Raw genomic sequence first — 15260 nt, 5'->3', positions numbered from 1 at the left:
TAATCTACTTTAGCTTCTGTAAACTCTCCTATATTTCTTTCTAAAAAATTAGTATTTGCAGCACCTCCAAAACTTGCACCTGTAGATAACCAAAGAAATTCTTCAACTTTTGGAACCCATATACCTTGGTAACGTGTTTTAAATTGCCCATCATAATAAACCTCTAACTTATCTTCATTCCAAAGTAACCCAAAAGTATGATAACCAGAATGAAGACCGAAGTTTCATAGCGTCTTGTGTTTGCTTTATGGCTTTGTCCATAGCCATCTATATGTACTACACTTTTTGTGTAATCACCAATCCAAGCAGATTCAAAAACATCTATTTCTGCGCCGTCATTACCTGTACCATCTATACTCCCCATATTATCTCCTTGCAACCAAAGAGCAGTATGAGTGCCAAAAAAAGTTTCTGCAATTTTTATTTTAGCTTCTATATAACCGTATTTAAATTCGAATAAATTATTTGTAAAAACACCTCCACAATGCAGTACATCATTAGCTACTTTTTCGCTTCTAAGAACTAAGTTTCCATCTTTATAACTTACATTTTCTGGTTTCCAAAACCATTGATTTATACCAACTCCTGGACGAGCTGCTCTACTTTTTGCAGAATTATTTTTGGTCCATTTAGTAGGTTCGAATTTATCAAAATTATCTTCGAACATTAAAATCCAATTGCTAGTATTTTCTGAATTAAGCAATGGTTTTGCGGCTACAACTGTATCATCATCTAAATCATTAAATTGTTCGTCATCAGATGATGTAGAATTACCCTCTGTGCAGGAAACAAACAAAAATGCGAATAAAATAAAACTAAAAAAACTGACTGCTTTGAATATTAAATTTAATGTACATTTTTATTTTTTTAGGTGATATATTATTATTGATATATATCTTTTGCAGAGAAATTAGATTGTTTTCCTTTTAATTTTAAAGACTTTATATCTTCTATATTTATTAAGTTTGAAGGATTAAAAGAGCTGCTTTTCATGTAATTGACAACACTATGTTTTAACTGTCTAGCAACAGGTCTTTTATTTAAATTTGAAGTTAAGTCTATAGAAGAAAATACCAATTGACCTTTACCAACTTTAGCTTCGAATAAATTAGTTAAGTGGTGATTGGTTACAAAATTATCGATTACTCTTACTAAAGGTTTAGCATTAATAGCATCTACAACAATTGATTTTGAATTGATACATAAATCCCACCATTGCCAGTTACTGTAAGAATCTGTTGGGAATTTATTAAATGCTGGATGTTTTTCATCTAACAATACTCCCATTGTTGCTGGTTGATTTGGAAAGTGAACAGGACTCCAAAATACAGGAACAAAACGTCCTGTAATTCCTTTTAATGATTTTGGGTTTGGGTTTAAGAATACCTTTTTGCCTTTTTGTAATGCTTTTTCGGCTACTGCTATAGATGCTGTAAAAACTATATCATCATCTGTAGTAGAAATATTTTTAGGATACACCCAAATATTCCAACTATTCTTATATTTCGTATTGTTTACACTAAGTGTTATGGTTAATTTTTTAGCCTTATTAATTTTAATAGTATGGACAATTTTACCTAAATCGGTATTGTTGCCTATCATTAAGTTTACCCCTGTTAAAGATCCTTTTTTTACTACATTTTTTTCTTCATCAGTAATAACCCAATCTATAGTTTTATTTTTTAACTCTTTATAAAAATTAGCAATTTCTATAATAGCTTCAAATGTTTCTTCATTTTCGTAAACTGCTTTTTCAAATCGAATTAACGGAACTAACTCACTATTGAATTGACTAAATTCTTCTGCAGAAATTACACCTTTAGATTCCCGAATGCATTTAACAAACCAACTAAAGCTGTACCTTGACCCGGAAAATCTTGCAATTGTAATAATTGAAAACCATCAAAACTTGGTGTTTTTAATGCGCGTTCTATTTCTTCTTTATATAATAATGCTGCTAATTTTCCTGAAGCATACGTAAAATCTGGCGCTAAATCGATAAGTCCTTTTTTCTTTAAATCATTTTTTACAGCAATAAAATTTAATGGTTTAAGTACCCCAGTGTATTTTTCAATTTCACTCATATCTGGGTATACAGAATATTGTCCTATTTCATGGGATACTAAAGGTACATTTATATGACCTGCTCCTGATGTGTAATCTGCATTAAAGTGAGGTGCTTTTGCATTAAAAATACCTTGACCTCTAATCCATCCTTTATCGGTCCATTGTGCAATAAAAAACTCATCTTCTTTTTACGGTCTTGTGCCTGTTGGTTGTTGAAATGAAAATGCAGTAGTTGCATACAAATGTCTATTATCTTTAGGTTTTAAATCTGCAACCATATCATTTAAAACACTTATATCTCCCTGTAATTCGTTACCTAAAGCCATAAAAATAAACGATGGATGATTTCCGTAATCTTTAATTATTTTATCTGCTTCTTGTTTTAAAAACTTGGTTGTTTTTTTGTCTTCACCAACTTTTAAACTCCAATGAGGCAATTCTACTTGCACATAAAACCCTGCTTCATCTGCTGCTTCAAATGCAGTTTTTGGTGGACACCATGAATGAAAACGTAAGTGATTTAATCCATAATCTTTAGCTTGCTTTATTAATGTAGCCCATTCTTCTTTTTTTGTTGGGGGATGTCCTGTTAATGGAAAAATTACACATTCTAAATTTCCTCTTAAGAAAATTCGCTTATCATTTAATAACAAATCTCCACCCTTACTGCTCACATACTTATAACCAAATCTTGCACTAGTTTTTCCTGTATTGGTAACTACCTCAACATCATATAATTTAGGATTAAATTCGTCCCATAACTCTAAATCGTTAGGTTTATTTATTTCTAATACAAACTCATTTCCTTCAGTTTTAGAGGTCTTCACTTTATTGTTATATACCTCAACACCGTCAGTAGATTTTATAATAAGGCTTACAGACTCTAAAACTTGACTAGGTTGCGTAAATGTTACTTTCAATTTATTAAGCGCTGCATTTGGGTAGATTTGAATGTTTTACGGTTCATTTTTATCGTGAGCAACTAACTCCATATCGCCTAAAATACCATTCCATTTTATTTGCGTATGATTAGTGTAAGCATGAGCCATATCTTGATTAACCTTAACTGGATACATTGTTCCTGCAACATTAATCAGTGGAAACTTATTCGAATTATCTATACAAATTGTAAGCAAATGTTTTCCTGGACTTAGGTTATTGGTTAGATCATAATTATGACTACCAACAAGACTATTTGCGCTTCCTATCAATTGACCATCTATATAAACTGATGATTCCCAAATTATACGTTCTAAACCTAATTGAATATTTTTATCTTTCCAAGAAGTTGGAATTTCTATTTCTTTTTGATACCATGCTTTACCAATATATTGATACTTTCACGGTTAAATTAGACATTACATAATTGTTAATAGCAGGCTTTAGCGTATCTGGTGTTCCTATTTCTGCACCATCTAAAGTGTTTGGTAAGTTTATAGAAGTTCCTGTAAATTTATTGTTGGCCCAACCTTGTGAATTACCAATATTTGTTGAATCTAGCTTTACTTGCCATTGACCAGAAATAGTTATAGAAGTTGGCGCTTCTGAACAACTATTTAATATCAATAATAAAATTAGAGCCCTAGTGAAAAGATCTGTTTTTTGTACATTAAATTTATTCAACATTATTGTAATTTTATTTTTCATTGGTAATATTAAAATTGAATTCTTAATAATTTAATTCTCCGTAATTACTATATTTTCTATTAAACCGGATATGATTAACTCATATTTTAAACTTTTTAAATCTATTTACGGTCTAAAATTGCATTGATTTTTTGTTCCATTGCCTCAACTATTTCTGGGTGACTTTTATATACATTATTTTCTTCTGATGGATCTTCATCTAAATTAAATAATTGCACTTCTTCTCTAAATCCTGGATCTACAAATTTTTGAACAATCCAGTTAGGTACGGGTTTCTTTTTAGGTTTTATGTATTTCCACTTTCCCATTCTTAAACCGTAAGTATACGCTTCTTCTAATAAAAATTTACGCCCTTTATTCGATTTCCCTAACCACGATTTTAAAAAATCTTGACTATCCGGTGCAGCACCTTTTTCAACATCCTGCTTAACCAAAAAAGCTAAAGATTTGTACAAATCTACTTGAGATAACAATGCAGAACTCGTACCTGGTTTTACTTCTTTTGGCCAATGTACTATTGTTGGCATTCTAGTTCCTGCTTCATAAACAGAATATTTACTCCCTCTAAAAATACCTCCTGGCTTATGCTCTCCAACTAATTCTCTAGCATAATCTACATATCCGTCATCTAAAATAGGTCCGTTATCACTAGTAAAAATGATTAACGTATTCTCTAAAAGATTTTGCTCTTTTAAGCTCCCTGTAATTTGTCCCACGCACCAATCCATTTGAGCAATAACATCTCCTCTTGGCCCCATAGTACTGCTTTCTACAAATTTTTTATTGGCTATTACGGGTTGGTGAATATCATGCAAAGAAAAATATAAAAAGAATGGTTTTTCTTTATGATTTTCTATAAAACCTTTAGCGGTTTTAGTTAATACATAAGGAAAATCTTCATCAACCCAAAGCGCATCTTTTCCGCCTTTCATATAACCAATTCTACTAATTCCATTAATTACAGCTCCTTGATGATAAGGATCTGTATGTTGTTTTAATAATTCGGATGTTTAAACCCCCAAGGATAACCTTCAATTCTTGTACCATAACTTACAGTTATTGGATCATTAATATCTAAACCAACAACTTCTTGATTTTCCAAAAATACAGTAGGAACTCTATCACCTGTTGCAGGAATTAAAAAACTATAATCAAAACCAACTTCTTTTGGCCCTAAGGGAATACGCTTGTTCCAGTCTATTTTTCCTTTACCCAAACCTAAGTGCCATTTACCAACGACACCTGTTGTGTATCCTGCTTTTTGCAACATTTTTGGTAACGTCTCTTTTTTGGGATCTATTATTAAAGGAGCATCACCCTCTAAAATAGCAGCATTACTTCTAAAAGCGTAACTACCTGTTAATAAAGAATAACGAGATGGTGTACAAGTTGCAGCAGAACAGTGTGCATCAGTAAGGTTTAAACCGTTTTTTGCTAAAGTATCAATATAAGGTGTTTTTACCCCAATTGCACCATTTACTCCAATATCACCAAAACCTAAATCATCTACATAAATGATGACAATATTGGGTTTATTCTTTTGAGAAAAAACAACACTATTTACTCCCATAAGGAAGAAAATAATACTAAAATAAATAGATAAATTAAAGTTCATGAAGTTTGAAAAATATTATGAAACACCTACTAATTGTGCATGAATATTAGCTGGTATGTGAGATAAGTTTGTATGTTTTACTTTATCAAAAGCTTCAATAGCCTCAGCATCATTGCCTTTACCTAACTGACCAAGACCAATTAAATAGTTACAATGTATTCTGTTGATAACGTTTAAATCCTCTTCCCAAATTAATAAATCTGGTAGTGAAATCGCAAAGTAATCTAACTTTACATTATCGTTCATATGCTCCATACCATAGTTTAAGAGATTATCAAATCTCTTTTCTGCTTTTTTAGATTTTCCTAATTTTTGTAAAGCTAAACCTTGGTAGAATATTTTATCTGGTTGCTGATCATTATAAAATATTGCAGGACTAGGATCACTTAATCCTTCTGAAGCCATTTTAAAATAAGTTTTTGCTGTTTCTTTATCACCTAAACCTTCATGGGCGCAACCCAACCAATAATCAATATCATTTTCAACTGTACCATGCAATTTACCTTCACCTAAATTATGAGGATATGTTTTTGCCGCAATTAGCAACTCAATTGCATATTCAAAATTCTTAAGGTTGATGTTTTTCTTAGCTAGTTCTGTATAACAAGTTAAATATTGAAATGGCACTTTACCTTCTCCTCCTTCCCAAGGATGAAACTGACGATTTTCTATCAATTCTTTTGCTTTTTCAAAGTCGCCTTTTAAATTATACAGAGAAATACGCTCTAAATATAAATCGTCTCTAGAATTGGTTAACTCTATATATTGCTCTAAGAGAGATAAACGCTTGTCTATAGAAACATTTATTTTCTTATACAATTGATCAAGTTCCATTAACAATCTAGCATCTGTATTATCTATCTTAAAGGCTCTTTCTAGATGTTTTACTGAGAACTCTTTTTGATTGGTTTTGTTGTAGTACAACAGTGCCAAATTACGATGAATGATTGCAAAACGGTCATCTAACTTCACTGATGTTTCCCAACATTCTTGCGCTTCTACATATTGTCTATTTGCATACCAAAAATTACCTACATAGTAAAATGCTTTGGCATCAGATGGGTTTGCTTTACATGCAGCTTGTAGCGCTAATACTTCTTCTATTTTATTTGGGAAACAATATTTATCCGGCATTTGAGATGCTTTTTTGTAAGCCTCTAATGCATTTGTATGATTTCCTTTTTGGTAGTAAAACCACCCCATAAAATAATATACCATAGGATAAACCTTAGTATTCTCTTCTGTATGTACTTTTAATAAAGCAACAGCTTCATCAAACTGACCTGCAGAAGCATAATCTAAAGAAAACTCAATATAATTATGCGCATTATTTCTTAAAATATGTTTAAGAACCTCTAAATCTTCTTTTTTCTGATAAAATATAACGTTCATATAAAATACCAAAATTGAACTTATCGATAGCTAAAGATTCTTCTATTAATTTATTAGCTGCTTCAATTTTACCCTGCTTTCTTAAAATAATAACTTTTAAATGTCTTGCTTTATGATTGTGCCAGTTTTTAATTAATGCTCTATCTACAAGGTCTAACGCTTTTTCTAAATCGCCTTTAGAGCAATCTATTTGAGCCAAATTAAAGTAACCTGCATCTTGCCATTGTGCATTCCAACATGCTTTAAAGAAACTAGCATAGGCTTCTTCTTTTTTACCTAAGAAATTTAAAGCCAACCCTTTATTAAAATAAGGTTCTCCATCATACGGATTTGGATTATGACTTGTTAAAGTTTCTATAGCCGTATTAAAATATTTGATAGATTTTTCTAATTGCCCTCTGCGCATATACCAAAGCCCCATTGCATTATTACAACGTACATCTTTTGGTGCTCTTCTTAATGCTTCTTCGTAATAATCTGTGGCATTAAAAGTAGCATGTCTGTACTGCTCTAAATGTAAACCTCTTAAATATAAACCTTCTACAGTATCTATATCTTTAGGGTCTTTTGCTGCTTTTGCAGGTTCAGGAATTTCTTCAGATAAATCTTTGTCTCGGTTCCCAAGAAACCAATACTTTACCAGCAGCATCATTTACTGATATTTGTAAATCATCAAACGTATTACTTCCTATTTCTACAGATTGTTCGAAACCTACTTCGGAGAAAGGTTTAAAACTTCTTCGTGCAATACTGTATCATTTGCTTTTAAAGTAATTACACAGTTATTATAAGTCGACGTAACATAAACTTTTACTAAAGCTTTACCATCAACCATTTCTAGGTTTACTAAAGCCTCTTTTGTTGCATTTTTTACTACACCAACATTATAATAAGGCATAAAATACTGCTTAAAGCTTTTTCTTCGTAAGGATGCATCCAAGAGAAATCCGGTTGATTGTCTGTGTACACGCCACACATTAATTCAATATATGGCCCATCTGCGTCTGTTAAATTTCTATCCCATGCTTTTCCAAACTCTCCATTACCCCAAGTCCATTGTTTTTTACCTGGTGAAACATTATGGTCTGCTACGTGTAATAATCCTCCTTTTGAATCATTTTCATAACCCCCAACAAAATCATATTTAGACGTAATTGCCATATAACTTGTTGGCACTGGAATGTTCTTATATCTAGAAATATCTGTTCCTGGTGCATAATCTACTTTGTAGTATTCTCCTTTTGCAATTGGAAATTCAGAAACATCACGTTTTCCGTGGTCAAAAACGGCATTTACATCAGGAGGAAATACAGATTGATAATGATCGTTAACTGCTACAGCAGGATTTGCCCACCACAAAAAAGTCTGTGGATGAGGTGTTCTGTTGTACAAATGCGCTTTAATTTCTATATAAGCTTTATCTGGATGTAAGGTAAAACCTGCCATACCTTTTGTACGGAACATACGTTCTAATTCGCTTACCCAAATAGTTTTGCTACCATCTTCATTATCTTCTATATAAAAATCTGTTGGGTCATAAGTACTTGGTCTATGGTGTTGTGGCCAGTTGAATTCTATTCCTCCCGAAATCCAAGGACCAGTTAAACCTACTAGTGCTGGTTTTATTACATGATTATAATATACAAAGTCACGTTTACGAATTTTATCATAAGCTCTTTGAATTCTTCCACCTAAAGCAGGTAAAATCATTAATTTTATATAATCATTTTCTATAAAAATAGCATCCCATTCTTTATCTACTTTTGTATCGCTAATCTTTTCTATTACAGGATGTGGATATACTGCTCCACTACTTGCTTGATATACTCGTTTTTCTAAAAAAACAGGATATTTCTCTGGAGTTCCAACTTCATAAGTAGGAATCATCACTTTCTCCTCCCAGGCTTTTACAGTTCTCATATGACTTTGTTTTACATAACACTCAAAAAAGTGAGTATTAATACTTTAACATTTGTTTTAATTGTTTCTCTTTTAGGTCTATTTTAGGATTAAAAGCATCACTTGATACATAGTTTTCTAAACTATACAACAATTGTTTTGCTTCTAATCTTTCTTCTAAATTTGTGTGTAAGTCTATTCCAGAAAACAAAAGTTTTCCTTTACCTACTTTTGCTTCAAAAAGCAGTGCAGTTTTTCTGTTTTTAAACCAATCGTCAATTACTCTAACTATTGGATTAATTTCTGGAATTTCATCAAAAATGATAGCGTTAGAATGACTCATAGCATCCCACCATTGCCAATTAGAGTGGTATTCTGTTGGAAAATGAGCCAGGGCAGGGTGCTTAGGATCACAAAGGATTCCTAATGTATGTGGTTTCTGTTCTTTAGTCCAAGAGGTATTCCGAGAAAATACTTGAGAACCCAATTCCAATTTCTCCACCATATTCTGAAGTAATGTCTCCTTTGGTTATGTTTAACAAAACACTTCCACCATTTTTTAAATAGGCTAATGTTTTCTCGTCTAACTTACTGGTTATTTTATAGTTTTTTGTAGTTTCTATTGTTGGTTTTTCAGTAGGATACACCCAAACATCCCAACTGTTTTTAAACTCATTAACAGCAATACTTAATGTTAATTTTTGGGCTTTAGTAATTTTCTTAAAGGATTGATTTATTACACCTAATTGAGTTCCATTTCCTAACGGGATGTTAGTTGTTTTTAATTCTCCCTTAGAAAAAATACTCCCATCAGGCTTTGTGAATGTCCATTTTGGAGTTACATTCTGCAATGCTTTTTCTCCAAAATGAGCAATTTCAATGGTTGCCGATAAAGTTTCTTTATTTTCAAAAGTTCTTTTTTCTAAACGCGCTAACGGAACTGTTTTTCCACTAAACTGTTTAAATTTTTCTGGAGTAACGTATCCTTTTTCATCCCAAAAAGCATCTAAAACCCCTACTAAAGCTGTTCCTTGTCCAGGAAAATCATGTAAATCCAGTAATTGAAAACCAGCCATTCCTTTGGTTCTTAAAGCCGCTTCAATATCTGCTTTATAACAAAGGGTTTGCAATTTTCCTGAAGCCATCAAAAAATCCTCTGCCAATTCACTCATCCCATTTTCTTCTAAAGTTTCCTTAAAAATTTCAAAGTTCTTAGGTTTTAAAACACCTGTATACTTAGACATCTCTTTAAAGTTAGGATACACACACCATTGCCCCATTTCATGGCTTACATAAGGCATTGGGGTTTTATCTATAAACTTGCTCCAATCGAATATTGTTTGAGGAGCTTTGGCATTAATTACGCTTTTTAAATTTTCATTCCAACCTTGAATTCTAGGACCTCTATGATTATAATAATCCATATTTGGCAAATACGGATAACCTGCACCACTTGTATACAAACGTCTGTTATCTAAATTTTTAAAATGATCTACGTATTTAGTTAAATATTCTTTGTGGTATTTTCCACTAGGCTCATTTCCATAAGTCATTAAAACAAAAGAAGGATGATTTCCATAAGCATCAATAATTGCTTCACCTTCTTTATACAACCATTTATCAACTGGTGTTCCATCTCCTAAACTAGCTAACCAAGCAGATGCTTCTGCTTGAATATACACCCCCATTTCATCAGCTGCTATAAATGCTGCTTCCGGTGGACACCAAGAGTGAAAACGAACATGATTTAATCCGTGTGATTTAATAATTTTTAGAATTCGTTTCCACGAATCTACATCTGTTGGGGGATAGCCCGTTTTTGGAAAAATTGCACACTCTAGAGTTCCTCTTAAATATATAGGGCGGTTATTTATTTTAAAAATAGTTCCATCAGCTTTAAACTCTCGCATACCAAAATCTATACGTTTTGCATCAACAGTTTTATTAGATTTTAAAACAAGCTGCATCTCATAAAGATTTGGGTTGAATTCATCCCAAAGCTTAGGGTTCTCTCCCATATCAAAATTTACAACAACTTTATTATCAACATCTAGTTGAATATCTTTTATAACTGCTTTTATAGTATTTTTTATTTGATTTTTCACTAACTTGAAGCGTTAATTCTGGTTTAACATTTTCTGTGTTACCTTGTATGTGGGCAACTACTTTCACTGAATTACCGAGAGACATTTGGATACAATTTTACTACTCCTAATGACAATTTAGGAGAAACGTTAAGCTTAATACCACCAACAATACCATTCCAGTTTGTTTGTGTGTTATCAGAAATACTATGGGCATCTTTACCAACATTAATGTTTTTGATGCCATTATCAACTCGAATAGAAATAGTATGAACTCCTGAAGTTAAGAAATCACTTAAATCATAATTATGTGCTGTGGCTAGACTATTTTGCATGCCTACTTTTTTGTTATCTACCCAAACTGTAGACTCCCAGTGCACACGTTCTAAATGCAGCTTGATGGTTTTACCATTCCAATTTTCTCGGAATAGTTACCGTTTTTTGATACCAAGCAGCTCCTTTATAATCTTTAACAGGTTGCAACCAAAAAGGAATTTTAATATTTCCTTCTTTTCTGTACTTTGCCATTTTTGGGTCTGTATACCACAAACTATCATTCCACATATTACCTGTATAAATCGTGTTTACAGTAATATCATTTCCTTTACCATTTTCTGCCATAGAACCTGGTAACTTAATAGTATCTGATAGTTTATCTAAAAACCAGTTTTGCTTTTCACCAACATTTAAAGAATCAATTTTAAAACTCCAATTGCCAGATAAATCTATTTGTATTTGCTCTTTATCTTTACAAGCATTGAATGCTAATAAAAATGAGCAAATAGTAATAATTTTTATGGTTTTTAATAACTTCATTTAGTTTATCTTCTTTCTTGTATTAATGTATTTTGAAATATTCGAAAATAGCATCAGCAACAAATTGATGTCCTTTTTGATTGATATGATTGTTTTGAGACATATACCCTCTTAATGATTGAATTACTGCTAAGTCTTTAAATAGCTTGTAACTATCAACCAAACCCACTTTATATTTTTTTGCCAAAGCCCTAATTTGTTCACTATGTTTCGCTAAAGGAGTCTCGTTTGAAGAAATATCTTCTTTTAAATCTGGTGTAGGAGTTAGCAAAATTACTTTTGTTCCATAATGCAAGGCTTCTTTTATCATTTGCTCCCAAGCAATTTTTGCTCGTTCTAAACCAATACTTCTATCATTTAATCCGTAATCAATAAAAAGTACATCTGGTCTATGATTTAACACCTCAGCTTTAAAACGTTTTGCCCCTTGTTCTGCTTGTTCTCCACCAATTGAAGTTGTGATGGTATTTACCACAGAATACGGATAAAAGTCGTTGACCTTTTTTAAGGTTCTGTATGGATAAGAATTTGAGCGATCTATAACACCTCTTGTAGTATAACCTGTAGGAACAGAATGCCCGTGAAAAACTAGATTAATAGTTCTATTCTTTGGCCACTTTACTTTTAATTCTTTTTTTAGTGAATCTAAATAATGCTTTACAATATCCTTATTTGAATTAGAAAATTCTTGCGCACAAACAAAGTTTAAACTCATTGAAAATATAGCAAACAGAGTTATATAATTTTTTAATTTTATCATTTACTCTTTATCTTTTGTTAGTTCTAACTCTATTTCTTCTAAGCTTTTTCCTTTTGTTTCTGGTAATTTATTTTTTATAAATAAAAACCCTGCAATACAAATGAATCCATATACCCAAAATGTACCTGAAGCTCCTAAAGCATCATTTAAAATTGGAAAAGTGAAGGTTAATATAAATGAAGCTACCCATAGTGAAAATGTTGCGATAGACATTGCTACACCTCTTATTTTATTTGGAAAGATTTCAGATAAAACTACCCAAGTAATTGGTGCTAGAGACATCGAATAAATTGCAATGGCAGTAATCACTAAAATTAAAACAGGTAACCCAGTAAACTCCATATAATAAGCTCCTCCTAAAATGATGTATACAACACCTAAACCAATAGAACCTAATAGCATTAATTTTCTACGACCCCAACTATCTACAGTTCGCATTGCAACAAGTGTAAATATCAGGTTTACACTACCAGTAATAACAATGTTAAATAACATATCTCCAACACTATAACCTGCTGCTGTAAAAATTTCTTCAGCATAATTGAAAATAATATTGATACCACACCACTGTTGGAATATTGCCAAAACAACACCTATAATTAGGATTGGTTTAATCTTTGGACTTTTAAAATCAGAAAAACTAATTTTTGAAGTACTTCCTTCTTGAAGTGTTTGCTTAATATTAGCTAACTCTTCTTCTGCATAACTAGTTCCACCTATTTTAGATAAAACCAATTTGGCAGTATCATTATTGTTTATTTTTACTAAAAATCTTGGGCTTTTAGGTACAATAAACAACAAACCAAAAAATAAAACTGCAGGAATCAATTCTGCCCAAAACATCCAACGCCATCCGGTTTGACCGTTCCACGAACCTAAAATCATTTCAGGCGAAAAACCATCCGGTATAGCTTCTGCAATAAAAAGGTTAGCAACCTGAGCAGCTAAAATTCCTATTACTAGTGTTAATTGATTAATTGCCACAAATTGTCCTCTATATTTTGCTGGTGCTATTTCTGCAATATACATTGGCGATAAAGTAGACGCTAAGCCAATACCTAAACCACCTATAAGACGATAAATTATAAAGGGAGTAAATTCATTTACATAACCTGTACCAAATGCAGATAAAGTAAACAAAGCTGCAGCTAAAATTAAAGGTTGTTTTCTACCAAATTTATCCGCGACAAAACCAGAGATAACTGCTCCAAAAATACAGCCAATTAACGCACTACTCATTGCCCAACCTTGTAATGTTGGTTGCGAACTAATATCAAAAAAGAGTTCGTAAAATGGTTTTGCTCCTCCTATAACTACCCAATCGTAGCCAAAAAGGAAACCACCCATTGCAGATACAAGTGCAAGGAACAACAGATAGGAAAAATTAAATTTAGTTTTAGACATAAATTGTGATTTTGGTCGATTAATTGTAATTGTCTGTTATTGTTTATTTCTTAATCTTTTGTATTTAAGCTACTGTCGTACCAGTTATTCTTAGGATCAAAATCTTTACTCAAAAAGTTTTTACGCTGTTTTTCTAAACGTTGTAGCATTTTTGTTCTTCTTTCCTCTTGTTTTTTTGCTGCTTTAGCTGCATCATAATCGGCATAAACTTCAGGTATTTTAGCATTCATATTTTTTAAATATGTATCTAACTCTACTCTTAAACTTTTAGCAATTGCTTCTTCTTTTTTAGAAATATCATTTTTCTCTCCTGGATCATTTGATAAATTATATAACTCATCATGCCCATCTTCCCAATAATGAATCAATTTATACTCTTCTTTTCTGATGATACTTACAGGGTCACCTCCTTGATTACCATAATGAGGATAATGCCAAAATAATGGTCTTGTATCTAGAGGTTTTCCTTTTAATAATGGCACTAAACTTACTCCATCTATAATCTGTTTAGGATCTTTCTTAGCACCAACTAAATCTAAAAGTGTAGGATAAAAATCGATACCTGAAACAGGATAATCAATAGATTTAGGTGTGTTTTTTAACATTGGTGCTTTGATCAAAAAAGGCTCTCTAATACCACCTTCCCATTGATATCCTTTTCCCCCTCTTAATGGAAAATTAGTCGTAGAAAATGCATCTCCACTAGCAACCCCTCCATTATCAGAAGTAAAGACTATTATTGTATCATCATCAATTCCTAATTCTTTTAATCTTTTTAAAACAACACCAACAGCATCATCCATAGATTCTACTAAACCTGCGTAAATAGGATTATCTTGTACATTTCTGATAGGTAATCTTGCCTCCATTTCAAAACCAGATTCAGGTATACCTTGAGCTTCTGCTTTATTTCTATATTTACTCCATTTTTCTTGTGTAGTTTCAATAGGACCGTGAACTGCGTAAAAGGACAAGAAAGCAAAAAATGGTTCGTCTTTATTAGTTGAAATAAAATCTGCAGTTTCTAAAGCCAATCGCTTAGTTAAATTCTCTCCTTCGTATTTGTAATCTAACTTTGGATTTCTCCAAGGAGCATAATATCCTCCTTTTGGTCCACCAACTTCCCATCCACCAATATTAATATCAAATCCATTATTTTCTGGTGAATAAGGTTCATCACCTATATGCCATTTTCCTGCAAAAAAAGTTTTGTATCCGTTTTGTTTTAAAGCTTCCGCAATTGTAATACTCTCTTCGGCAAAGCATGAGCGTACTCTGGTGGCATCACTTTAGTGTTGTAATAATCTCCCCATTTTTTTCCAGTTGCAGCACCAATCCAATCTGTTACTCCATGACGAGCAGTATATTGCCCTGTCATTAAACTTGCTCTAGATGGGCTACATACTTGAGCTGCAGCATATCCTTGCGTAAATTGTACTCCTTCATTGGCAATAGCATCAATACTTGGCGTTTCATAATATTTACTACCTGAATAGCTTAAATCATGAGCACCAAGATCATCTGCCAAAATAAAAAGGATATTCGGTTTTTTTGAGTACTATTATTACTTTTCCCC

The 15260-nt window shown here is 32.2% G+C and carries 20 protein-coding genes; all 20 read right to left on the bottom strand.

All coding sequences use genetic code 11. The annotated features are described in order from the left end of the window. Positions 1 to 163: 163 nt before the first annotated feature. The 20 genes from ACZ1HD_RS01740 to ACZ1HD_RS01645 all read right to left on the bottom strand — a co-directional run bounded on the left by ACZ1HD_RS01740 (position 164) and on the right by ACZ1HD_RS01645 (position 15212). Positions 164 to 796 carry a glycoside hydrolase family 16 protein gene (locus ACZ1HD_RS01740; RefSeq protein WP_472688475.1) on the bottom strand — a complete coding sequence of 211 codons (633 nt, stop codon included), beginning with the start codon at positions 794 to 796 and terminating at the stop codon, positions 164 to 166. A gap of 86 nt (positions 797 to 882) precedes the next feature. After that, complete coding sequence (locus ACZ1HD_RS01735) at positions 883 to 1602, bottom strand: hypothetical protein (protein ID WP_472688474.1); 720 nt, start codon at positions 1600 to 1602, stop codon at positions 883 to 885. A gap of 209 nt (positions 1603 to 1811) precedes the next feature. Then, a complete protein-coding gene (locus ACZ1HD_RS01730; protein WP_472688473.1) occupies positions 1812 to 2084 on the bottom strand; it encodes a hypothetical protein in 273 nt (90 codons plus the stop codon). A gap of 171 nt (positions 2085 to 2255) precedes the next feature. Continuing rightward, positions 2256 to 2987, bottom strand: coding sequence for a glycoside hydrolase family 2 protein (locus ACZ1HD_RS01725; RefSeq protein ID WP_472688472.1), 732 nt, complete (start codon positions 2985 to 2987; stop codon positions 2256 to 2258). Between the two features lie 36 nt (positions 2988 to 3023). Further along, complete coding sequence (locus ACZ1HD_RS01720; protein WP_472689432.1) at positions 3024 to 3335, bottom strand: hypothetical protein; 312 nt, start codon at positions 3333 to 3335, stop codon at positions 3024 to 3026. A 52-nt stretch (positions 3336 to 3387) separates the two neighbouring features. Further along, entirely contained in the window at positions 3388 to 3714 is a 327-nt protein-coding gene (locus ACZ1HD_RS01715) for a hypothetical protein (protein WP_472688471.1), read from the bottom strand. A gap of 101 nt (positions 3715 to 3815) precedes the next feature. Beyond that, on the bottom strand, positions 3816 to 4646 hold the full coding sequence (locus ACZ1HD_RS01710; RefSeq protein ID WP_472688470.1) for a sulfatase-like hydrolase/transferase: 831 nt from the start codon (positions 4644 to 4646) through the stop codon (positions 3816 to 3818). 62 nt (positions 4647 to 4708) lie between these two features. Continuing rightward, complete coding sequence (locus ACZ1HD_RS01705; protein WP_472688469.1) at positions 4709 to 5329, bottom strand: sulfatase-like hydrolase/transferase; 621 nt, start codon at positions 5327 to 5329, stop codon at positions 4709 to 4711. Positions 5330 to 5344: 15 nt separating this feature from the next. Further along, positions 5345 to 6721: a tetratricopeptide repeat protein gene (locus tag ACZ1HD_RS01700; RefSeq protein ID WP_472688468.1), complete on the bottom strand. Its 1377-nt coding sequence runs from the start codon at positions 6719 to 6721 to the stop codon at positions 5345 to 5347. After that, entirely contained in the window at positions 6675 to 7373 is a 699-nt protein-coding gene (locus ACZ1HD_RS01695) for a tetratricopeptide repeat protein (protein WP_472688467.1), read from the bottom strand. Before ACZ1HD_RS01695 ends, ACZ1HD_RS01700 begins: the two co-directional genes overlap by 47 nt. A 60-nt stretch (positions 7374 to 7433) precedes the next feature. After that, complete coding sequence (locus tag ACZ1HD_RS01690) at positions 7434 to 7619, bottom strand: hypothetical protein (protein WP_472688466.1); 186 nt, start codon at positions 7617 to 7619, stop codon at positions 7434 to 7436. Then, the gene (locus ACZ1HD_RS01685; protein WP_472688465.1) at positions 7595 to 8641 is read right to left on the bottom strand and encodes a DUF5107 domain-containing protein; all 1047 of its coding nucleotides are present in this window, start codon (positions 8639 to 8641) and stop codon (positions 7595 to 7597) included. Before ACZ1HD_RS01685 ends, ACZ1HD_RS01690 begins: the two co-directional genes overlap by 25 nt. Before the next feature lie 37 nt (positions 8642 to 8678). Beyond that, entirely contained in the window at positions 8679 to 9107 is a 429-nt protein-coding gene (locus ACZ1HD_RS01680) for a hypothetical protein (protein WP_472688464.1), read from the bottom strand. Then, entirely contained in the window at positions 9067 to 10725 is a 1659-nt protein-coding gene (locus ACZ1HD_RS01675; protein ID WP_472688463.1) for a glycoside hydrolase family 2 TIM barrel-domain containing protein, read from the bottom strand. The genes ACZ1HD_RS01680 and ACZ1HD_RS01675 overlap by 41 nt, the downstream gene beginning before the upstream one ends. A gap of 71 nt (positions 10726 to 10796) precedes the next feature. Beyond that, on the bottom strand, positions 10797 to 11084 hold the full coding sequence (locus ACZ1HD_RS01670) for a hypothetical protein (RefSeq protein WP_472688462.1): 288 nt from the start codon (positions 11082 to 11084) through the stop codon (positions 10797 to 10799). Positions 11085 to 11109: 25 nt separating this feature from the next. After that, positions 11110 to 11520 carry a hypothetical protein gene (locus tag ACZ1HD_RS01665; RefSeq protein ID WP_472688461.1) on the bottom strand — a complete coding sequence of 137 codons (411 nt, stop codon included), beginning with the start codon at positions 11518 to 11520 and terminating at the stop codon, positions 11110 to 11112. Between the two features lie 22 nt (positions 11521 to 11542). Next, positions 11543 to 12235, bottom strand: coding sequence for an SGNH/GDSL hydrolase family protein (locus ACZ1HD_RS01660; protein ID WP_472688460.1), 693 nt, complete (start codon positions 12233 to 12235; stop codon positions 11543 to 11545). Positions 12236 to 12280: 45 nt separating this feature from the next. Continuing rightward, positions 12281 to 13684: a sugar porter family MFS transporter gene (locus ACZ1HD_RS01655; protein ID WP_472688459.1), complete on the bottom strand. Its 1404-nt coding sequence runs from the start codon at positions 13682 to 13684 to the stop codon at positions 12281 to 12283. Between the two features lie 50 nt (positions 13685 to 13734). After that, positions 13735 to 14925 carry a sulfatase gene (locus ACZ1HD_RS01650; protein ID WP_472689431.1) on the bottom strand — a complete coding sequence of 397 codons (1191 nt, stop codon included), beginning with the start codon at positions 14923 to 14925 and terminating at the stop codon, positions 13735 to 13737. Next, the gene (locus ACZ1HD_RS01645) at positions 14910 to 15212 is read right to left on the bottom strand and encodes a sulfatase-like hydrolase/transferase (RefSeq protein ID WP_472688458.1); all 303 of its coding nucleotides are present in this window, start codon (positions 15210 to 15212) and stop codon (positions 14910 to 14912) included. Before ACZ1HD_RS01645 ends, ACZ1HD_RS01650 begins: the two co-directional genes overlap by 16 nt. Positions 15213 to 15260: the final 48 nt, after the last annotated feature.

It is taken from the genome of Polaribacter sp. HA6-7, assembly GCF_055693625.1.
The sequence above is the reverse complement of the archived record's forward strand: the minus strand, read 5'-3'. Positions and strand labels throughout refer to the sequence as shown.